This window comes from Vibrio sp. Vb2880, assembly GCF_033337975.1.
In the GTDB taxonomy this organism is placed as follows: Bacteria; Pseudomonadota; Gammaproteobacteria; order Enterobacterales; family Vibrionaceae; genus Vibrio; species Vibrio alginolyticus.
The window spans coordinates 76793-99599 of record NZ_JAWORT010000019.1 but is presented as its reverse complement, the minus strand read 5'-3'; the positions used below and the strand labels follow the sequence as shown (position 1 = coordinate 99599).

General features: G+C 44.4%; 14 protein-coding genes and 1 riboswitch. Of the genes, 8 read left to right on the top strand and 6 right to left on the bottom strand.

Annotated elements, in window-relative coordinates:
- Window positions 1–817 precede the first annotated feature (817 nt).
- Window positions 818–2149 carry a sodium:proton antiporter gene (locus tag R7M92_RS18745; RefSeq protein ID WP_318133979.1) on the bottom strand — a complete coding sequence of 444 codons (1332 nt, stop codon included), beginning with the start codon at window positions 2147–2149 and terminating at the stop codon, window positions 818–820.
- 191 nt (window positions 2150–2340) lie between these two features.
- Between R7M92_RS18745 and metH the strand changes: the two genes are divergently transcribed.
- Entirely contained in the window at window positions 2341–6021 is a 3681-nt protein-coding gene (gene metH, locus R7M92_RS18740) for a methionine synthase (RefSeq protein WP_318133977.1), read from the top strand.
- A gap of 86 nt (window positions 6022–6107) precedes the next feature.
- Here metH and lysC read toward each other — a convergent pair whose 3' ends face one another.
- Complete coding sequence (gene lysC / locus R7M92_RS18735) at window positions 6108–7460, bottom strand: lysine-sensitive aspartokinase 3 (RefSeq protein ID WP_042523508.1); 1353 nt, start codon at window positions 7458–7460, stop codon at window positions 6108–6110.
- Window positions 7461–7561: 101 nt separating this feature from the next.
- A riboswitch (Lysine riboswitch) is annotated at window positions 7562–7740 on the bottom strand.
- 220 nt (window positions 7741–7960) lie between these two features.
- Here lysC and R7M92_RS18730 point away from each other — a divergent pair.
- Window positions 7961–9082: a pyridoxal-phosphate-dependent aminotransferase family protein gene (locus R7M92_RS18730; protein ID WP_033907426.1), complete on the top strand. Its 1122-nt coding sequence runs from the start codon at window positions 7961–7963 to the stop codon at window positions 9080–9082.
- 59 nt (window positions 9083–9141) lie between these two features.
- On the opposite strand, the gene R7M92_RS18725 is transcribed toward R7M92_RS18730, so the two are convergent.
- The 4 genes from R7M92_RS18725 to R7M92_RS18710 all read right to left on the bottom strand — a co-directional run bounded on the left by R7M92_RS18725 (window position 9142) and on the right by R7M92_RS18710 (window position 15639).
- Window positions 9142–10923: a PglL family O-oligosaccharyltransferase gene (locus R7M92_RS18725; RefSeq protein WP_318133975.1), complete on the bottom strand. Its 1782-nt coding sequence runs from the start codon at window positions 10921–10923 to the stop codon at window positions 9142–9144.
- A gap of 67 nt (window positions 10924–10990) precedes the next feature.
- Complete coding sequence (gene uvrA / locus R7M92_RS18720; protein ID WP_005381241.1) at window positions 10991–13813, bottom strand: excinuclease ABC subunit UvrA; 2823 nt, start codon at window positions 13811–13813, stop codon at window positions 10991–10993.
- A gap of 149 nt (window positions 13814–13962) precedes the next feature.
- On the bottom strand, window positions 13963–14835 hold the full coding sequence (gene galU, locus R7M92_RS18715; RefSeq protein WP_005381239.1) for a UTP--glucose-1-phosphate uridylyltransferase GalU: 873 nt from the start codon (window positions 14833–14835) through the stop codon (window positions 13963–13965).
- Between the two features lie 159 nt (window positions 14836–14994).
- On the bottom strand, window positions 14995–15639 hold the full coding sequence (locus tag R7M92_RS18710; RefSeq protein WP_005381237.1) for a LuxR C-terminal-related transcriptional regulator: 645 nt from the start codon (window positions 15637–15639) through the stop codon (window positions 14995–14997).
- A 277-nt stretch (window positions 15640–15916) separates the two neighbouring features.
- On the opposite strand from R7M92_RS18710, the gene R7M92_RS18705 reads away from it, so the two are divergent.
- The 6 genes from R7M92_RS18705 (at window position 15917) to mshL (ending at window position 22798) form a co-directional block, all read left to right on the top strand.
- Complete coding sequence (locus tag R7M92_RS18705; protein ID WP_005381235.1) at window positions 15917–16456, top strand: single-stranded DNA-binding protein; 540 nt, start codon at window positions 15917–15919, stop codon at window positions 16454–16456.
- Between the two features lie 242 nt (window positions 16457–16698).
- On the top strand, window positions 16699–18708 hold the full coding sequence (gene csrD, locus R7M92_RS18700; protein WP_171346111.1) for an RNase E specificity factor CsrD: 2010 nt from the start codon (window positions 16699–16701) through the stop codon (window positions 18706–18708).
- Window positions 18709–18719: 11 nt separating this feature from the next.
- Window positions 18720–20165: a hypothetical protein gene (locus tag R7M92_RS18695; protein WP_025767597.1), complete on the top strand. Its 1446-nt coding sequence runs from the start codon at window positions 18720–18722 to the stop codon at window positions 20163–20165.
- Window positions 20162–20812 carry a type II secretion system protein GspM gene (gspM, locus tag R7M92_RS18690; RefSeq protein WP_005381197.1) on the top strand — a complete coding sequence of 217 codons (651 nt, stop codon included), beginning with the start codon at window positions 20162–20164 and terminating at the stop codon, window positions 20810–20812. The genes R7M92_RS18695 and gspM overlap by 4 nt, the downstream gene beginning before the upstream one ends.
- Complete coding sequence (locus R7M92_RS18685; protein WP_005381196.1) at window positions 20805–21137, top strand: hypothetical protein; 333 nt, start codon at window positions 20805–20807, stop codon at window positions 21135–21137. Before gspM ends, R7M92_RS18685 begins: the two co-directional genes overlap by 8 nt.
- 20 nt (window positions 21138–21157) lie before the next feature.
- Window positions 21158–22798, top strand: a complete 1641-nt coding sequence (gene mshL, locus R7M92_RS18680) for a pilus (MSHA type) biogenesis protein MshL (RefSeq protein ID WP_318133973.1) — start codon at window positions 21158–21160, stop codon at window positions 22796–22798.
- Window positions 22799–22807: the final 9 nt, after the last annotated feature.

Here is a 22807-nt window from a genome sequence, read left to right as displayed (position 1 = left end):
GGTAGTTCAGTTGGTTAGAATACCGGCCTGTCACGCCGGGGGTCGCGGGTTCGAGTCCCGTCCACTCCGCCACTTATATTAAGCCCCAGTCGAAATACTGGGGCTTTTTTCGTTCTGGTTCCCCCGACTTACCTGAAACTCACTTTCATATTGAAACCTTGCATCTAGAGTTACACTACCCTCTTCACATGGTTTTAATATCGTCGTGAACGAGCTAGCATGTAACTCTGTGCCTTAGTCTTAGCCTTATTCCGATACCAAGCTCTAACCAAAGCTCCTTTTATTCGATATTAGAAAATCTAGTTATGTGACAGAGCTTAATTGTTTGAGTTGTCGCTTGTTTCTAATTTGAAAACAGGAGGACTTTGAATACAAGTTTAGTCTCACTGAGTTCAAGAGGGAGGGATTTAAACTTCCGTTAAGGCTTTGCTACCTGGGTGCCAGCTCAGTTTTATCTCGGTGAGGTTTCTAACCCGTTTGGGTTCTGAACGCAATCACCCTAAATGTCTCTTTCTCATAAAAATACAAACTCGCTCATTGCTAAGTATTGTGGAAGTTTAGCTTTGATGTTTACGAGGAGCCTATATTGCCAAGGGAAGAGAAGTGATACAGATGAAAATGGGTAAATTAAAAGGCTCGTCTATGAATACTATCTATCGGCAATAGTTAGTATCTATGAAAATGTAGCGTAGCGATTCTTAGTATATTTGAAGGTATATCAAAGAATAAGGAGCATTAGTCCTTGAAGGGGAGTCTGAAAATTAGTTATGAAAAAAGCAGCTAGGTAGCTGCTTTTTATTTATTAAGTTACGTGTCTTTAAGAGTCCAATGGCTCCGCATGTTCCGGAGTGGTTATTGCTTGGTTATTCTCTTCCATCTTCTTCTCTTCTGCTTTTGCTTTTTCAATCATTGGAGTGATTGTTGAGCCTTGAATGAGGATAGAGAAAACAACGACGGAGTAGGTCATTACAAGAATAATCTCTTTTACATCGATTAACTTATCTTGAATCACCCAAATACCAGATGGAATAGAAAGCGCCATCGCTAGTGCTAGGCCTCCGCGTAAACCGCCCCACGTCAAAATACGCACTGACCATGGATTATATTTTCTGTAACGTTTAAAGCCTATGTAAGAAAGAAATACACTTAGATAGCGAGCTGCTAGTACAAGAGGGACTGAAATAGCCATCATGATCCAGTCTTCTTTGTGGAATTCAAATAGCAGCATCGACATGCCGATCAGTAGGAATAACACGCCATTCAAGAACTCATCAACAAGCTCCCAAAAATGGTCAAGGTGATCTTCACTCTCTTTTGAAAAGCCAATAAAGCGTGTCCAGTTGCCAATCATAATACCGGATACAACCATCGCGAGTGGGCCTGATACATGGATGTATTCAGCAAATGCGTAACCTGCTGTTGGGACACCAATGGTAAGTAACAATTCCATTGAGTGATCGTCGGTGGCACTGATCAAGTAGTGGAATAGCAAACCGAGGACGAAACCATATGTGATACCACCGATAGCTTCTTGGATGAAGAGTAAGGTGACACTACCTACAGTTGGTGCCTCAGTGCCAAATGCAATCGTAAATAGAGTGACGAAGATAACCAAACCGAAGCCATCATTGAAGAGCGATTCTCCTTCAATCTGAGTGGAGATACGTTTAGGAGCATCTAGTTTTTTCACAATAGCCAATACAGCGATTGGGTCAGTTGGCGATATTAGAGCACCAAATAGTAAGCAGTAGACCAAATCAAATTGGATGCCAATTAACTGACAAAACCCATACAGCGCAAATCCAATAAAGAACGTAGAAAACAGTGTAGCTCCAAGGGCTAAAACAGTGATCTCCCACTTTTGATCTTTAAGGTTCGGGAGTTTGATGCCTAGTCCACCAGCAAATAGTAAGAAGCCAAGAATGCCTTTGAGCAAGAAATCTTCGAAGTTAATCCTTGTGACCGTCTCCGTCGCAATTTCGGTGAGATGGAACCAGTTGTTTTGACCCGCAATTAAGATTAGAAGTGAAAGCACCATTGAACCTGCGGTAATCGCAATGGTGGTTTGCATCTTTCCTATCTTGCTGTTTACAAAAGCAATTAGCATCGCAGCTGCGGATAGAAAACATAAAGTATGATAGACCGACATAGAGCTCTCTATTTGTAACATTTTATGAATGGAATTCTCGGCTGATGCTGCTTAAATAGCAAACATTTTTTCGTGATTATTTTGCAAGTTAAGAAGGATATAAAATAATCATTAATTCTACGTTTAGACGTCTAGACTCCTGAAGTTTGTGTGATAGGATGGAAAGATAACTAAAGGAATGAGGCTGTACTGTGGGAAGTAACGTAATACAACAGATTGAAGCTCAATTGAAGCAACGTATTCTTTTTATTGATGGTGGTATGGGAACCATGATTCAAGGGTACAAACTTGAAGAGCAAGACTATCGAGGAACGCGCTTTGCGGATTGGCATTGTGATCTAAAAGGTAACAACGACCTGTTGGTTCTAAGTCAGCCTCAACTTATCAAGGAAATTCACGCTGCATATTTAGAAGCGGGTGCAGATATTCTTGAGACCAATACTTTTAACGCAACAACTATCGCAATGGCTGACTACGAGATGGAAAGCCTAAGTGAAGAAATTAACTTTGCAGCTGCCAAGCTTGCACGTGAAGTTGCAGACGAATGGACCGCAAAAACACCCGATAAACCACGTTATGTCGCAGGGGTTTTAGGGCCGACAAACCGAACTTGTTCTATTTCTCCTGATGTAAATGACCCCGGATATCGAAATGTTTCTTTCGACGAGTTAGTTGAGGCTTACTCTGAATCGACTCGAGCGCTTATTAAAGGTGGTTCAGACCTTATTCTTATCGAGACCATCTTCGATACGCTTAACGCTAAGGCTTGTTCATTTGCTGTTGAAAGTGTGTTTGAAGAGATGAGTATTGAGTTACCTGTGATGATCTCGGGGACTATTACTGATGCTTCCGGTCGGACATTATCCGGTCAAACCACAGAAGCGTTTTACAACTCATTACGTCATGTTAAACCGATTTCGTTTGGTTTGAACTGTGCACTTGGTCCAGATGAGCTGCGTCCTTATGTTGAAGAGCTCTCGCGTATATCAGAATCTTTTGTTTCCGCTCACCCAAATGCTGGGCTTCCGAATGCATTCGGCGAATACGATTTGTCGCCAGAAGATATGGCTAAGCATGTTAAAGAGTGGGCTCAAAGTGGCTTTTTAAACTTGATTGGTGGGTGTTGTGGTACAACTCCTGAGCACATTCGCCAAATGGCACTCGCGGTTGAAAATATCGCCCCTCGTCAATTACCTGAACTTCCCGTTGCTTGTCGCTTGTCTGGCCTAGAGCCACTCGCTATTGATAAAGACTCTTTATTTATCAATGTCGGTGAGCGTACGAATGTAACCGGTTCTGCGCGTTTTAAGCGCTTAATTAAAGAAGAGCTGTACGATGAAGCGCTCGATGTGGCTCGTCAACAAGTTGAAAATGGCGCTCAAATTATCGATATCAACATGGATGAAGGCATGTTGGATGCACAAGCTTGTATGGTTCGCTTTTTAAACCTTTGTGCGTCAGAACCTGAAATCTCAAAAGTACCAATCATGGTTGACTCTTCCAAGTGGGAGGTTATTGAAGCCGGTCTTAAGTGCATCCAAGGCAAAGGCATTGTTAACTCGATCTCTCTCAAAGAAGGCAAAGAGAAATTCGTTGAACAAGCTAAGTTGATCCGCCGTTACGGTGCGGCTGTGATTGTGATGGCGTTTGATGAGATTGGGCAAGCAGATACACGTGAGCGCAAAGTAGAAATTTGTACCAACGCTTACCGAATTCTTGTTGATGAAGTGGGCTTTCCACCAGAAGACATCATTTTTGACCCAAACATTTTTGCCATTGCTACGGGGATCGAGGAGCATAATAACTACGCGGTGGATTTCATTGAAGCCGTTGGCGATATCAAACGTGATTTACCACATGCGATGATCTCGGGTGGTGTTTCTAACGTCTCATTCTCTTTCCGTGGCAATAACTATGTACGTGAAGCGATTCACGCGGTGTTCCTCTACCACTGTTTTAAAAATGGTATGGATATGGGGATTGTGAATGCGGGTCAGTTAGAAATCTACGATAACGTGCCTGAAAAATTGCGTGAGGCTGTGGAAGATGTCGTTCTTAACCGTCGTGATGACGCCACTGAGAGATTGTTAGATATCGCGGCGGAATATGCAGGCAAAGGGGTAGGTAAAGAGGAGGATGCCTCTGCACTTGAGTGGAGAACTTGGCCTGTTGAAAAGCGTTTAGAGCACGCGTTAGTGAAAGGAATAACTGAGTTCATCGTTGATGATACCGAAGAAGCTCGTGTCAACGCTTCAAAGCCATTAGAGGTGATTGAAGGCCCATTAATGGATGGGATGAACGTCGTCGGAGACTTGTTTGGTGAAGGTAAAATGTTCCTTCCTCAGGTCGTAAAATCTGCACGAGTGATGAAGCAAGCAGTCGCGCATCTGGAGCCCTACATCAATGCAGAAAAGCAGGTGGGACAAACAAACGGTAAGATTTTGCTAGCGACGGTCAAAGGTGATGTACATGATATCGGGAAAAATATCGTTGGCGTTGTATTGCAGTGCAATAACTACGAAATTATCGATCTTGGTGTCATGGTTCCTTGCGAAAAGATCTTAAAAGTAGCGCAAGAAGAAAACGTCGATATTATTGGTTTATCAGGGTTGATCACGCCTTCATTAGACGAAATGGTGCATGTTGCAAAAGAGATGGAGCGTCTCGACTTTAACTTACCTCTTCTCATCGGTGGCGCAACAACGTCAAAAGCCCATACAGCAGTTAAGATTGAGCAAAATTACAAGCATCCAGTGGTTTACGTGAACAACGCCTCACGTGCGGTGGGCGTATGTACTTCTCTATTGTCAGATGAACGTCGTCCTGAATTTGTTGAGAAACTTGAAGCTGATTACGACCGAGTACGTGATCAACATAATCGAAAGAAACCGAGAACCAAACCAGTGACATTAGAAGCGGCTCGAGCGAATAAAGTTGCGATCGATTGGGAAGCTTACACCCCTCCAGTGCCTGTTAAGCCTGGCATTCATATCTTCGATGATTTTGATGTGGCTATATTACGTCAATACATTGATTGGACACCATTCTTTATGACTTGGTCACTTGTGGGTAAGTATCCAACAATTTTCCAACATGAAGAAGTTGGTGAAGAAGCAAAACGTTTATTCGAAGATGCCAACGAGATACTTGATCGAGTTGAGCGAGAAGGCCTGTTAAAAGCGCGTGGAATGTGTGGCTTATTCCCTGCTGCGAGCGTGGGGGACGACATTGAAGTTTATGCTGATGAAACTCGTACCGACGTTGTGAAAGTATTACGTAACTTGCGACAACAGACCGAGAAACCAAAAGGATTCAACTATTGTTTATCCGACTACATCGCACCTAAAGAGTCGGGTAAACATGATTGGATAGGGGCATTTGCTGTCACTGGTGGTATTGGTGAACGAGAGCTTGCTGATGAATACAAAGCACAGGGAGATGATTACAACGCAATTATGATTCAAGCGGTGGCGGATCGCCTAGCCGAAGCGTTTGCTGAGTATTTGCATGAGCGTGTCCGTAAAGAAATTTGGGGTTATGCTGCGGATGAAGATTTATCTAACGATGATCTCATTCGTGAAAAATACCAAGGTATTCGCCCTGCACCAGGTTATCCAGCGTGCCCTGAGCATACTGAAAAAGGACCGCTTTGGGAGCTACTTAATGTGGAAGAGAACATTGGCATGACTCTAACCTCCAGCTATGCAATGTATCCGGGCGCGTCAGTCTCTGGTTGGTATTTCTCTCATCCTGACTCACGTTACTTTGCGATCGCACAGATCCAAGAAGATCAGCTAGAGAGTTACGCCGATCGTAAGGGGTGGGATAGGATCGAGGCTGAAAAATGGTTAGGGCCAAACATTAACGGTTAAATTGATGTTTACCTCGTCCAAATGTAACAACTAATGAAACAACAAAGGGCTGCAGATACGCAGCCCTTTGTTTTATTGAGTTGAACTTACTTCTCAAACAACTCGGTGTGGAGTTTTTGTATGGCTTGTTTCGATACCGATTCATGGAGCAAGAAGCATAAGTTGTGAGGGCTAGCGCCATAACAAATCATGCGTAGGTTAAAGTCTTCTAGCGTGCCAAAAACCTGTTTCGCGTAGCCTTTACTCTCACTCATGTTGTTACCAATGAGAGCAACGAGGCATAGGTCATGTTCAACTTCTACCTTACATAGCTCTTCTAACTCTTCTCGTACAGCTTGCGGCAGCTGCGGCGCGCCGCCGGATGTATCGGTTTGATCAAGTGTTAACGATACACTGATTTCAGATGTTGTGATCAAATCGACAGATATCTTATGCTTTGCAAGGATCTCAAAAACCTTCGCTAAGAATCCGTATGCGTGGAACATATTGGCGCTGCGTAGCGTTACCATGGTTTGGTTACAACGCAAAGCTAGCGCACGGAATAACGGTGAGCTTTCGACTTGGTGGCGAATCCAAGTTCCCCCTTTTTCAGGCTCTTTCGATGACCCTACAAATACCGGAATGTCGTGGCGTAATGCGGGTACTAGCGTAGAAGGGTGAAGGATTTTAGCGCCAAAGTTAGCCATTTCTGAAGCTTCACTAAAGCTGATCTCGGGAATTGGTGAGGCTTTTGGTGCAATTCGCGGGTCTGTTGTGTAGATACCCGGAACATCAGTCCAGATTTCTAGCCCTGCCGCTTTAACGCTCTCAGCAATTAAGGCGGCGCTGTAATCGCTGCCCCCTCGACCTAATGTTGTTGTATTACCGGCTTCGTCAGATCCTATGAAGCCTTGAGTAACAACAACGGATTGTTGGCAAAGTGGTACGAGTTTATCTTGCGCAAGCGTCGAAATTGCTTCAATGTTTGGCTCCGCGCGACCAAAGTTGTCATCAGTACGCAGCACATCGCGGATATCAAAGCGCACAGCTTGAATGCCTCGCTCACACATTAACTGAGTTAGAATATGCGTCGACATGAGTTCGCCACATGCGACTAAATGATCGGTTAACTTCGCACTAGCTTGGATAGATGCAGCCTCGGCCAGGCTGGTTACGGTATCTAATATGCCATACACCTCGGCAGCAGTTTTCGTGCTGTCTTCGAGCTGAGTTAAAATGGCGTCATGAATGTTGGCCAGATTTTGCAGCAGCTCAGTACGGTGCGTTTGATCCTGAACACCGTTGGCGAGTTCTACCAATAGGTTGGTGACGCCAGAGCAAGCGCTGCTCACGACCAGGCGAGTATTTGGATTGTTTTCGATAATGGTGGCGCAACGACTCATTGCCTCAAAGTTGGCAACACTGGTTCCACCGAATTTAGCTACGTTAAATGCGCTCACTGCGTTCTCCCACGACTTCCTAAAAAATTGTACATCCAATGTTTAGTGAGAAAAGGAACAGAGCAAAAAGAGAGGTATTTAGAATGCTATTTGAAAAATTTACCCTCAGAAGCCCTTCATCAGACTGCGCTGATGACAGTTGATGGGATTCAGCCCAATTCAACCGACAAGTCAAATCCTGCAACTTTGACTTACCTCGGCACTACTCCCCCTCAATGATTGGTGTTGGAATTGCGGTTCCACAAATCATCTACCTGGGTAGCGCTCCTCTTCTACATAAAGCTCAAACATTGAACGGTTTTGAGGCCTTAATGTCAATCAATATTTCAACCTTTATGGTGTTTTTTATTAACGATTTTGTGACACTGGTTTGACCTCCATACTTACGGCTAATTGCTGATAGAGGAAAAATCTATTAGGGTGAAGAACCCTACACCTGAGCCATGTTATTGAATAGAACTTTTAGAATGCTCAGGATAAAAGATAATCAAGGAGCTGACATGTCGATCCAAAGCTTTATTCCGCCTCACCGTATTTTAATGGGACCTGGTCCTTCTGATATTTATCCTCAAGTGTTACAAGCACTAAGCCGTCCTACGGTAGGTCACCTTGATCCTCTGTTTATCGGTATGATGGATGAGCTCAAGCAGCTATTGAAGTATGCCTTTCAAACTGACAATGAATTCACTATTGCGGTTTCAGCCCCTGGTAGTGCAGGGATGGAAACCTGCTTTGTAAACTTGATCGAGAAAGGCGACAAAGTGATCGTCTGCCGTAACGGTGTATTTGGTGAACGCATGCGCGAAAATGTCGTCCGTGCTGGTGGTGAAGTTGTTATCGTCGATGATGAATGGGGGACGCCTGTTTCCATTGATAAAGTCGAGCAAGCACTCGAACAGCACCCAGATACAAAAATTCTTGCTTTTGTGCATGCGGAAACCTCAACTGGTGCAGTCAGTGATGCTCAAGCATTGGGTAAGCTGGCGAAACAGCATAATGCATTATCTATTGTTGATGCGGTGACGTCACTTGGTGGTGTGCCGTTAAAAGTGGATGAGTGGCAACTGGATGCGGTTTACTCTGGTAGTCAAAAATGTTTGTCATGTGTACCTGGGCTCTCACCAGTGACGTTTTCTCCTGCCGCGATTGAAAAGATTCAAGCAAGAACAACACCAGTACAGAGTTGGTTCCTCGATCAGAGTTTAGTTTTGGGGTATTGGAGTGGAGAAGGCAAGCGTAGTTACCATCATACGGCGCCAGTTAATAGCTTGTATGCGCTTCATGAAGCTTTATTGATACTGAAAAATGAAGGATTAGAAAACGCTTGGGCTCGTCACCAACTGATGCATGAAAAACTCAAAAATGGCTTACAAAAGTTAGGCTTTGAATTTGTTGTGGACGAAGCCCATCGGTTGCCACAATTAAATGCGATTTACGTGCCTGAAGGAGTTGATGAAGCAAAAGTTCGTGCTCACTTGCTAGAAACCTATAACCTAGAAATTGGTGCAGGCCTTGGGGCATTAGCTGGTAAAGCGTGGCGTATTGGCTTAATGGGTTACGGCGCTCGATCTGAAAACGTTGCGCTGTGCTTAAAAGCGTTAGAAGAGTCACTCACTGAATAAAATCATACAGCAATGAGATAAAGAAAAGCGAAGGTCATCCCTTCGCTTTTTGGTATTTATTACTCAGCTCCTGAAGTGGGGGCTGGTGAGGCAGATATTGCTTGAGAAGGTGGCTGGTTATTGACGTCACTGAAATCAATCTTCGGGAACAAAAACTGCGCTTCAGATCTAATTTGCTCCGCTTTACTTGAGTCATCTAAGCCTTGGTAGGCCAAAATCAAATTATTATAAAATGCAGGACGAGGCTTATCTTTGATGATTTTTAGCGACCAATCGATATAAGGCTGAATCAAGGTTGCGTCTTGTTGGTACAGCCCAAGGTTTAAAAACGTGCTGTAGACATCCCAATCAAACCTGTCTTTCCAAACTACAGGGTTACTGACTTGATTCAGAATATCAGGGTTAGTTGGTCTAGTGGTCTCAAACTTCGTCAATACATAGTTCGTATGTAATGCGCTTACCATGTAAAACGTAAACGCAACGGGAAGTACCAAACTAAAAACACGCAGCAAGCTTTTGGTCATAGTACTAAAGCCGACTTGTCGATAACGAGAGACGCGCTGATCGACCCAGTACAGTAGGATAACGAAGATCAACCAATGCACGAGAGAGTGGTAGAAAGGGTATTCCAGTTGTGAGTGCAATACGATAGGTATAAACAAGGCCAGCAACGCAAGACGAGTTCCGCGTTTGGCTTGATAGATTCGATACAGTACCAGTGCCATCGCTAAGAAGATGCCGAGTATTGGCAGTAAGCCACCTTCTACTCCCCAGTAAAGCAGCTCGTTATGCGGATGATCCATGGCTGGCAAACCAGCTGGGTAATTCTCATTTAGGGCATGTTGACGAGCCGTATACAGCATGTACTCAGATTCAAACTTGCCATATCCATAACCAGTAAAAGGCTTTTCAATCACCATGTCTAATGTTTGCGGAAAAGTATACGCTCGAGGAGACTCCATATTTACTTTTTCTGCGGCTAACCCACCTCCATCAGGAAAGGCAAGATGCATGACAACGACTGAGAGTAAGAGCCCACTTACAAGTGACACAACCCAGCGGATAAAGCGCCCTTTGGTTGCAAAGCGGTACATGTATGGAATGACCAACAACACGGCGATGACCGAGGCTAACCAACCAGTGCGTGAAGCCAACGCCACAATTAGTGGTAAAGTTAAAACTGGTACGGCATAGAGAAGGTAAACATCGCTTAACTTACGATCGTATTTGTAGGGCTGACGTGCAAGTAAATAGCTGGCAATCACCAACCCTGTCGCAAGAAAGCTGGCCATTACATTGGGCTGTTGGAAAATACCATAAGGACGATTGGCCACCGTGTCGTAACCAAACGGATTGCCTGGTTTGAGATACAGATATTGTGTCAAACCAAAAATGGCTTCGATAACAACCGCAAGGACAATGAACCATAATAGGCGTTGGCGATGTTTATTACTGAAATGAAATTGTTGTAAGACAATAAAGAACAGGACACCACACCACAGGCCAATGAGCTTATTGGCTGCCAAACTGCTATTCGCATTTGGGTACAGAATGGGCACCGTCATGATAAGAGCACTAATGAACAAGCCGATGGTTAGTTTTGAGTAACGTAGTACTCGATTATTCGCAAGTTGGTAACACCCAATGCCTAATGCAAAGCTAAAAGCAATCCAAGTTGTCGCATTGAACGAAAGCGAAAGCCCCGAACCGCCGGGGTTGGGCATGAAAAAGTGCATTGCCAACACAAATAGTGTTGCCAAGGCAATGAGAAACTTGCGATTGAGGGGAACCTGTACTTTTTCGGGAGAAAGCTTTGTTCCACTTACATGTATAGTAGCCATAGTTATTGCGTTGTTTTGAATGAAAAAAGACCAGCACTTGCTGGTCTCGATACTTTACCTGTTTTTTCTACTTCAACATAGGCTTGAGGAAGTGAGCTGTGTGCGAACCCTCGATTTGCGACACATCTTCCGGAGTGCCTTGAGCGATTATCTCGCCGCCACCCTGACCCCCTTCAGGACCAAGATCGATAATCCAGTCCGCAGTCTTAATGACGTCCAGGTTATGCTCGATCACCACGACAGTATTTCCGTGGTCGCGAAGTCTGTGCAGTACAGTGAGCAACTGCTGGATATCATGGAAGTGAAGGCCGGTTGTTGGTTCATCCAAAATGTACAAGGTTTTTCCTGTATCACGTTTGGATAGCTCTCGCGCCAGTTTCACACGCTGTGCTTCACCACCGGAGAGTGTTGTTGCCGCTTGACCCAATCGTATGTACGACAAACCCACATCCATCAGTGTTTGTAGTTTGCGAGCGATGGCAGGAACTGGATCGAAGAAGGTGCGTGCATCTTCGACCGTCATTTCTAGCACTTCATCAATAGTTTTACCTTTGTAACGTACTTCGAGCGTTTCACGGTTGTAGCGTTTACCTTTACACACATCACATGGCACATAAACATCTGGTAGGAAATGCATTTCTACTTTGATAACACCGTCACCCTGACAGGCCTCACAACGACCACCGCGTACGTTAAAACTAAAACGGCCCGGCTTGTAACCGCGAGAACGCGACTCCTGTGTGCCTGCAAACAGTTCACGGATTGGGGTAAAGATCCCCGTGTAGGTTGCAGGGTTAGAGCGAGGTGTACGGCCAATTGGGCTTTGATCGATATCGATGACTTTATCGAAGTGCTCTAGACCTTTAATCGATTTATAAGGCGAAGGCTGAGCCGTTGTCGCTCCGTTAAGTTGGGTATGCGCAATTTTAAAGAAAGTATCATTAATCAGCGTTGATTTACCTGAGCCAGATACCCCTGTAATACAGCTGAATAACCCAACAGGAATTGAAAGGTTAACGTTTTTAAGGTTATTACCTGTTGCGCCTAATAGCTCAACCGTTTTTTTCGGATCTCGCGGCGTGCGATCTTTCGGTACTGCGATTTCTTTAACACCACTTAAGTACTGACCTGTCAGAGAATTCGGATTCGCGACTATCTCTTCCATGGTGCCTTCCGCAACAACATTACCACCATGTACGCCAGCACCAGGACCAATATCTATGACATGATCTGCACAGCGAATCGCATCTTCATCGTGTTCTACCACAAGTACGGTATTACCTAAATCGCGCAAATGAGTCAGTGTTTTTAGGAGTCGTTCGTTATCACGCTGGTGGAGGCCAATCGACGGTTCATCTAAGACGTACATGACACCAACAAGACCTGCACCAATTTGGCTTGCTAAACGAATACGTTGAGCTTCACCGCCTGATAAGGTTTCTGCACTGCGTGATAAGTTTAGGTAGTTCAAACCGACGTTAACTAAGAATTGCAGGCGGTCGTTGATTTCCTTCATCACTTTTTCAGCGATTTGGGCTCGTTGACCTTCCAGTTTCAAGGAATGGAAGAACTCCAATGCATCAGCAATGCTGAGTTCAACAATCTCAGGTAGTGTCGTATCAGCAATAAACACGTTACGTGCTTCGAGGCGTAGACGAGTACCGCCACAGCTTGAACAAGATTTAGTGGAGATGTATTTTGCAAGCTCTTCACGGACAGAGTTGGATTCTGTATCACGATAGCGACGTTCTAGGGTATTCAGAATACCTTCGAATGGATGGCGTTTAACGCGAATATCGCCACGATCGTTGATGTATTTAAACTCAATCTCAGTACGACCTGAGCCCTTTAGAATGACATCTTGCGTTTTCTTTGGCAGAGAATTAAAAGGGGCATGGAGGTCAAAACCATAATGATCGGCCAATGAGGTGAGCATTTGGAAGTAGTAGTAGTTCTTTTGATCCCAACCGCGAATCGCACCTTGTGCCAAGCTTAATGAATCATCTTGAATGACTCGGCTTGGATCGAAGTATTGTTGAACACCCAAGCCATCACAAGTGCCACATGCACCAGCAGGGTTGTTGAATGAGAAAAGTCGCGGCTCTAACTCTTGCATGCTGTAACCACATTGTGGACAAGCGAAGTTGGCGGAGAAAATAATCTCTTCACCGTCGCCATCCATTGGCGCGACAACCGCAATTCCGCCTGATAATTCGAGTGTTGTCTCGAAAGATTCGGCCAAGCGCTGTTGTAAGTCTGGACGAACTTTAAAGCGGTCTACCACGACTTCAATGGTGTGCTTTTTATGTAGCTCAAGGGTTGGAGGATCGGACAGATCGCAAGTCTCTCCATCAATACGCGCACGAATAAAGCCTTGAGCCGCTAAGTTCTCAAGCGTTTTAACATGCTCACCTTTACGCTCTTTGACAATGGGTGCCAACAGCATCATTTTGCTGCCTTCCGGCATCTCTAGGACTTTGTCCACCATTTGACTGATGGTTTGCGCAGCAAGAGGGGCATGGTGCGTTGGACAGCGGGGTTCGCCCACACGAGCATACAATAGACGTAAGTAGTCGTAGACTTCGGTAATTGTACCGACAGTTGAACGTGGGTTATGAGAAGTAGATTTCTGTTCAATAGAAATCGCAGGTGATAACCCTTCAATGTGGTCGACATCGGGTTTTTCCATCAGAGACAAAAACTGACGAGCGTAGGCAGAGAGAGACTCTACGTAGCGTCGTTGGCCTTCTGCATACAATGTATCGAAAGCGAGAGAGGATTTACCGGAGCCACTTAGTCCAGTAATGACAATCAGTTTATCGCGAGGAATTGTAAGATTAATGTCTTTAAGGTTATGGGTTCGGGCACCGCGAACTTCTATTTTATCCATCGTTTTTGCTCTATGTATAACCAAGTGGGGCAAGTATTACATAGTGTGAGAAATGTGCAAAGAAAATTACTGGATAAAAAAACAGTAAAGTAAAAAACCCAGCGTTGTGCTGGGCTTTCGATACAGTAATTTCGTACTAAGACGATGCTTTATACTGCTTTTTGTGTTGCGTGCTTACCTAGCTCAGAGGTTTTTTCATCTTTTAGATACAGGTTTTCAAAACAATAGTTAGTTGCTTCGATGTAACCTTCAACGCTACCACAGTCAAAGCGTTTGCCCTTGAATTTGTAAGCCAATACACAGCCCGCTTTTGCTTGTTTTAGCAGCGCGTCAGTGATTTGAATTTCACCACCTTTACCTGGTTCAGTGTTTTCGATCAGTTCAAAAATATCGGGAGTCAGGATGTAGCGGCCAATGATAGCAAGGTTGCTAGGCGCCGTGCCTTTCTCTGGTTTTTCTACCATGTCGTCTACGCGGTAGATGTCGTCTTTGATCATTTCACCAGAGATAACGCCGTATTTGTGCGTTTCTTCGGCTGGTACTTCTTGCACTGCAACGATAGAACAGCGGAACTGCTTAAATAGTGCCACCATCTGAGCCAGTACGCCCTCTTGCTCGTTCACACAAAGGTCATCAGCAAGAACAACAGCAAATGGCTCATCGCCTACCAATTCTCGTCCAGTTAGAATCGCGTGGCCCAAGCCTTTCATTTCGCGTTGACGTATATAAGTGAAGTTTGCAGATTCAATGATTTCACGGATATCTACCAACAGCTCTTCTTTGTTGGTACCGCTAATCTGATGTTCCAGTTCGTAGTTCTTATCAAAGTGGTCCATGATCGAGTGCTTGCCACGACCTGTCACAATACACATGCCGTTCATACCAGCTTGGATTGCTTCTTCGACACCGTATTCAATAAGCGGTTTATTCACGACTGGCATCATCTCTTTTGGCATAGATTTCGTTGCCGGTAGGAAGCGAGTGCCATAGCCTGCAGCAGGGAACAGACATTTTTTTATCATTGGGGGAATATCCTATCTCGTTTTTATCAAGAATCTGCGCATAACTTTAACACGAGAGGTATCAATGAATCATGAATAAAGTAGGAAAAAATGTGAGACTCGGTGCGGAAAAAAGATGAGCGACTCGTCATTTCAGTTATCAGAGCCGCTCACATTGCATCATGACATTAAGTTTTGGTCTGCCCAGGCGATTGCCTGTACTCGGTTCTTTACGGATAGCTTTTTGAATATCTGATACAAGTGCGATTTGATGGTGAATTCACTGACGAATAACTCCTCGGCCATCTGACTGTTCGAGGCGCCAGCTTGTAGGCAACGCAGTACTTGTAGCTCACGAATGGTTAGGTCTACCGTAGCTGGTGCAGTATGAGTATTAATGACATTGCGGTAATAGTGTAAAAGTTGACTGGTTACATTACGCGGCAGCCAGTTTTGACCGTTAACAATGCCTTTTAACCCTTCTCCAATTTGCTCTAGCGTATCTTCAGAATAAAACACACCTTTTAATTGACCAAATGAAAGAAGTTCATCCGTGGTTAGTCTTTTAGGCACGTTGAAGACAACGGTTTCAAAGTTTTTCCATACAAGAGGCAAGTTTTTGATCGATTGAACAAGTGATTTATGTTCACTGAAGTCGATCAGTAGAATTTTATTACGGTGTTGTGGCTTGGCTTCCATGAGTGCTGCGGTTGAAATCACCGGGATGCTCATATCAACGTACTTTTCGAGTGCCGCCACTTTTTTTTGCGCATTATCTTCCATACTGATCAGAAATAGCTTTCTTGCGTAAGCCGACTTTCTCACGTGTTCCAATCTCCCTGGGTTCAATAGAAGCCATAAACTGGCATTAAAGAGAGGCCATAACCATCGCTTTACTGAATAAATGCGTTCGAATTCAAAGCTTCACGAAACGATGTCTGCAACGCGAATCAAAAATGCTACACACGTAAGTTGAAATACGATTTGGGTTCTAGAGGATGACTCAATAGATCACAATGGTATTAGACTTTAATCAAAACATTAAAGCGTGCTATTCTAATGCGCTAAAATTTTATATATCCAGAGTGAAACGGAGCACATCATGGCCAGCCGTGGAATTAACAAAGTTATTTTGGTGGGGAATCTAGGTAACGACCCTGAAATTCGTTACATGCCGAATGGCGGTGCAGTAGCAAACATTACTATTGCGACTTCTGATTCATGGCGTGATAAAGCGACTGGCGAACAGCGCGAAAAAACGGAATGGCACCGTGTTGTGTTGTTCGGCAAACTTGCGGAAGTAGCAGGTGAGTACTTGCGTAAAGGCTCTCAAGTTTACATTGAAGGGCAACTGCAAACTCGCAAATGGCAAGATCAAAGTGGTCAAGATCGCTACTCAACGGAAGTCGTTGTTCAAGGCTTCAATGGTGTTATGCAAATGCTTGGCGGTCGTGCTCAAGGTGGCGGTGCACCTATGGGCGGTCAACAGCAGCAACAAGGTGGATGGGGTCAGCCTCAACAGCCAGCTCAGCAGCAGTACAATGCGCCTCAGCAACAGCAACCACAACAACAGGCTCCGCAGCAATCACAGCAGCAGTACAATGAGCCACCAATGGATTTTGACGACGATATCCCGTTCTAAATTCTGCTTATGCTTGAATCGAAAAGGCCGCGAATATCGCGGCCTTTTTTATTGTCGCAATCTAATGATCTCACAGGCTTATCTTGGCAAGGTTAGGCGTAACAATAAAACTTATCAATGAGTGTGATTTTCTTTATGCTCCAGCCTCTCACTATCAGACTAATCCGATTGTTTGATGAACTCTTATCAAGTATAAATATTTCAATAAGGTATATGATGAATAAAAAAGGAATTTGGTATTCATGAGGTATACCCCAACTCTTAAGTTAAGCACACGGCTGGTGGCCTTTGTCACCATGATCGTTATCTGCGCCATGTTTATCTTGTTTGTCGGTGGCACCCTCTCTTTTAAACGTCTTGGGCAGGAATATCTCACCCATTATTTAGAAGGGATCGTAGAGGTGGTCGACAAGGAGATGGAAGATCCTGACGCCGCTTATTCTATGCAGCGCTGGATGCCGAAGATGCTGCAGGCTTCCAATATTGTCGAAATGACGTTGTCGACCAACAACGCCGTTGTTTATCGCTTCAAAGATACTTCTCATCAAATGGAAGCGTCAGTCTTGTTTGAGGCTGAGTACCAGTTGACTCACAATCAAGATTACACGATTCACTTTAAAGCAATTCCCCCTTACTTAGGTTACAGCTACTCAATGCAGGCGCTTTGGTCGATCACGCTTGCCGTTATATTGATCATCTTCTGCTTAATGCGCGGCGTGGCATGGCTTAAGGAACAATTAGAAGGCTCCGAAATGCTCGAAGAGCGAGGCAGAATGATCCTGGCTGGTAGGGTGGAGCAGTATGCCAAAGGTGACAAAAAAGAATGGCCTTACACCGCCAGTGAAGCGCTCGATGTATTAATCGAAGAGTTACAAGATGCGCGTCAAGAGCGAAGCCGATTTGATACCTTTATTCGAACTCAAACCTTCCTTGATAAGCTAACCGGTACCGCTAACCGAGTGTTATTTGATAGCAAGTTGGAATCGGCGTTACTAGAAAGTGGGGCTCGCGGCGCCGTGTTGCTAGTTCGTATTCAAGACTGGAAACTGGTTGAAGAAGAGCAAGATAAGCAAATTACGGATGAGTTTATTGTTGAAGTTGGGAGTTTATTGTCCAATTTAGTTCAACGATACCCAGATGTTGTATTTTCCCGTTATTACGATGCTGATTTTGCGCTTTTTCTACCGCACCAAAGTGCGAAAGATGTGGCTAACCTTGCCTCGCAATGCATTCGCCAGTTAGAAAAGTTAATGCCGCCAGAGCCACTTGATCCAGACAACTGGTGCCATATTGGCATCACCACTTATAAAGAAGGTGAGCGACACAGCCAAATCATTGATGAAGCCGAGACTGCTTTGCGTAGTGCGCAACTACAAAATAACAATAATTGGAGTCGCTTCAAAAAATGGAACCACGATGAAGAAGCTCGCGGAAGTGTGAGATGGAGAACGTTATTTGACACAGCACTTACACCAGAAAGTGTGATACTCTACGCACAATCTGTGCATCCAATAAGTGACGCGACGCATAAAAAATCATTATATGAAGAGTTAACATGTCGGATTCGCGATCCTGAGAATGGGATTGTTAAAGCGTCTCGGTTCATTTCTGCGATCAGACAGGTTGGTTATGAAGCGCAAATGGATAAGTCAGTTATTAATAAATTCTTAAGAGAGTTTAAGGATAATTTTGATAACTCAAGATCGTATGCGCTCAATTTGAATGTAACGCCATTTTCTAACCGAGAGTACTTTAAATGGTTTCGTGATGAACTCTTACAGTTGTCACGTGAGCAGAGAAAGTGTCTCAGTTTTGAGTTTGTTGAAGCACAATTTGTAAGACACTTAGACTTTATGCGACCAGTCGCTAAAATGCTGGCCGGTTTGGGGTGCCACTTAATGGTTGGGCAGGCTGGGCGTACCATCGTCAGCACTCACTATTTAAAAGAAGTGGACATTCGTTACCTAAAACTTCATCGTAGTTTAGTAGCAAAAATCGACCAACGACATGAAAACCAGCTATTTGTCCGCAGTATGCTAGGTGCGGCGGCAAACAGTAAAACTAAAATTATAGCAGTGGGTATTGAGAATCAGAACGAGCTCAACACATTAGTTGAGCTCGGGGTTTATGGTGGGCAAGGGCGTTACTTTTCTGCGGAGCAGCAGTTTCTTCCTCGTCCCCAAGCGTTGCCGAATTCTCAATCAGAATCCCAAGTTAAATTGGGAAGACGAAATCGCTGGCGGAAAAAATAAAGATAATAATCATGGATTTCAAAGCACTATTCGACAAGCTTAAGCGATCATCTAGTGGTGATCGCTCCTGCTTTTTGGTTATTCAGCCAGACGCCGTTTATTTATCATCTTCAATCAAAAGTAGTCGTCCATACCAATTTGATATTTCTGAGTCCAATTGGGAAAAAGCCGTTGAGCAAGCATTGAGCGTTGCAGCGAGTGCGTATGATTCATTAACGGTTGTTCTTTCTCATAACTATTACCAGATGTACCAAATCGACAAACCGGTCATGCCGCGTCAAGAATGGCCAGCCGCATTACCGTTTTTGTTGAAAGAACTGATCTCTGAGCGTGCTATCGACATTATTGCCGATGCGGTCGAGTTACCGAATTCAACCAAAGTGCAAGCATACGTCTTATCGCGAAAAATATTGGATAAGATTGTGTTACTGGCCAGTCGAGCCCAGTTACCATTAGAAGCCATTCTTCCTGAAGACGATATTTGGGGAGAGACTGCGGGTGAACTAGGAAACTTCCTATTATTACAACGCAGTGTGCGTGGTCATTTCCGTATAAGCGCTTTTGTCGAAAATACTATTGCGTTCCACCGCTCTATTCGCAGTGTGACGCCACCGTTAACGGGGGTTCCGTCTAGCGATTTACAGATGGACAGTCTGTCGTTAGAACTGCAACGTTCGATTGACTATCTTTCATCTCAGTTACGCCACGTGCAATTACATCAATTGAAAGTGTGCTGTGATGAAGAGGATGAGAGCGAGCTTGTTCAGGCTCTGAACTACCGTTTAAGTACTAAGGTTTCACCGTTATTACCACCAGAACATGAGCTATCAGGACATGTTTTGGCTGACACTGCGGCTACTTCAAATACTCGACGCGTCAACTTATATCCCGATTACTTAAAACCGAAAAAAGAGCTCCTGACGCTAAAAAATATCGCGTTATCTTGGGGCGTTGCGGCGGCTGCAATTCTATTTTCTTACGGTTATGTCACCTGGCAGAGCAGCGGTTTGGAAGATGAGATTGCTATTGTAAAAAGTAAAGGCGATATCATGAAGTCAGAGCTTGAACGTTATCAAGTCAAGCTACGTAAACATCAACCTGACAATAATAAGCTGGCAGCTAAAGCCCGCTTAGAGCGTGAAGTCAAGGCGAAGCGAGACTCGCTTAAAGCTGTCGGGAAATACGATGACTCGCAACGCACGGGTTACTCTGGCGTGATGCAATCATTAGCGAAGCTAGGAAACCAAGAAATTTCTTTGTCCGAAATTCGAATCAATACCCATACCTTAGACCTGAAGGGACTAGCGAAAAAACCGAGCTCAGTGCCAAATTGGGTTAGCCAATTTAAAAACGAAATTAGCTTGGTTGGCCGAACGTTTGACGACGTCAAAATAGGTCGAAATGATAAGGATATTGTGACGTTTGAACTAAAAACGCGCGAGGATAAAGAGAAATGAACGAATTCTGGCTCTCATTAGAAGGGCGCTTTGGCGAAATGAGTACGCGTGAAAAAGTGCTCACTGCATTGTGCGGTTTAGTTGTCGTAATCATGTTGCTCTTTACGCTGGTATTGGAGCCAAAGCTTAACGAGATCATCAGTAATGAGAGGCAACTAAGTAATTTAAAGCAAGCAAATCAAAAGATTGAAATCGATACGCTACGTATTCAGGCGCAACTTAAGAAAGATCCAAATGCTGAGATTGATCGCGCGATATCTAATCTGTTAGCTGAGAGTCAGCATCTTTCGATGCAATTAGCGGAGATCATCGAGCATCTTATTACACCTTCGCAAATGGCTGAGCTGCTTGAAAATGTGTTGGAGCAGCAAAGTGGCATTCACCTTTTGTCTCTGCAAACCTTGCCATCTGAGCCAATAACGGAAGATAAAGAAGCATCGCAATACTCTGGTTACTACGTGCATCCTGTTCGTATGGAACTGACTGGTGACTATTTTTCTATTGCTAATTATCTGAATAAATTGGAGAGCCTTCCTGCGAGTTATTACTGGCGAAGCTTTAGTTATAAAGTCGAAGAGTACCCGAAAGCGAAGCTTGTGTTAGAAGTCTACACACTAGGATCTAGAGAGGAGTTTATTGGTGGTTAACAAACTCATCATCTCATTGCTTGTTATGGCAGCGGCAGGAACCGCTTGGGCAAACCAGGACCCAACGGCCCCACTTGGTTGGGAAAAGCCAGCGGTTGAAACGTCAGCGAAACCAAAAGTTAAACGGTACCGACTGCCTAAGCTCAACAGTATTGTGTGTAAGCCAAGTACTGATTGTATCGCGATTATGGATAACAAACTTGTCGAAAAAGGCGAGCTATTTAAGGGTTATCGCGTCGCGAGCATTAATAGTGAATTTGTAACTTTAAAGCGTGGTAACCGTCAGTGGGACCTAGAGCTTTTTGATTTAAACGTAAAACAATAATAACCAGAGCCCGATCAGATATGCGCAAATTAGTTGTAGGAATAACGATTGCTTCTTTAATGGGATGTTCAATGGGTCATCGGAATCCAGTGGAAGTTAAAGAAGCGCTCAATGAATCGATCAATCAAGCGAACAGCCGCACATTGGAAGAAATCCCTTCTTCTGTTGAGGCAGACTTGATGCCAAATTTAGACTCGAACGTTGCATCAGAGCAAGGCACCTCGAAGCGTTTTCGTATTCAAGCGAATGCGGTCGATGCAAGAAGCTTTTTCGCTTCGTTGGTGAAAGGCACAGAGTACAGTGTGGCGATTCACCCATCGGTACAAGGTAATATCACTGTCAACTTGTCAGATGTGACATTGGATGAAGTTCTGAATGTCGTACAGAATATGTATGGCTATGACGTGGTGAGGTCTGGCAAAGTTATTCAAATCTACCCAGCAGATATGCGTACTGTGACCATTCCAGTCGATTACCTGCAGTTCAAGCGTTCTGGTCGCTCATTAACCAGCATTGTTACGGGCTCTGTAACCTCGGCTGGTACGTCTAATTCTGGTGGTAGCTCAGACAGTTCTGACTCGTCAGACTCTAACAATGGAAACAACAACGATAGCTCGACCACATCTACGGGCGGTACACGCATTGAAACCATCACTGAAAGTGATTTCTGGCCGATGCTGCAGCAAGCTGTTGCGAATCTAATTGGTTCAGGCAAAGGGCAAAGTGTGGTTGTAACGCCACAAGCGGGAGTTATTACGGTTCGAGCATTTCCAGATGATATTCGCGAAGTACGCGAGTTCTTAGGTGTATCGCAGGAGCGCATGCAGCGCCAGGTCATTCTTGAAGCTAAAATCCTAGAAGTGACGTTGAATGATGGCTACCAACAAGGCATCAACTGGTCAAACTTATCGGCGTCAATTGGTAACTCGGGTAGTATCGTAGTCAACCGCCCTGCGTCGACATTACCACCATTGGATGCGATTGGCACGCTATTGGGCGGTCAAACTAACGTGACTATTTCGGATGGTAACTTCAATGCTGTATTGAGCTTCATGTCTACGCAAGGTGACTTAAACGTCCTTTCGAGCCCTCGTATTACCGCTGCCAACAACCAAAAATCTGTCATCAAAGTGGGTACCGATGAGTACTTTGTTACCGAGCTATCGAGCAATGCAGGCAACGGTGAAAACTCAAATGCAGTTCCTGAAGTGGAACTGACGCCATTCTTCTCGGGTATTTCCCTCGATGTGACTCCGCAAATTGATAACAAAGGCAATGTGTTCCTGCATGTTCACCCCGCAGTTATTGAAGTTACAGAAGAAGTGAAGCAATTGAACTTAGGCGGAGATTTCCAAAACATCCAACTGCCATTAGCGAAAAGCTCTATTCGTGAATCAGACTCGGTTATTCGTGCTAAAGATGGCGATGTTGTGGTTATCGGCGGTTTGATGAAACAGCAAAATCGTGAGCTTGTTTCTAAAGTCCCATTTTTGGGCGATGTACCAGCACTGGGGCATTTGTTCCGCAACGTGAATAACGTAACTGAGAAAACAGAATTGGTCATCTTGCTAAAACCGACCGTAGTTGGCGTGAACTCTTGGCAGAAAGAGCTAGAGCGCTCTCGTGATCTGCTGCAAGAGTGGTTCCCAGATGCGCAATAAGCGCTGGGA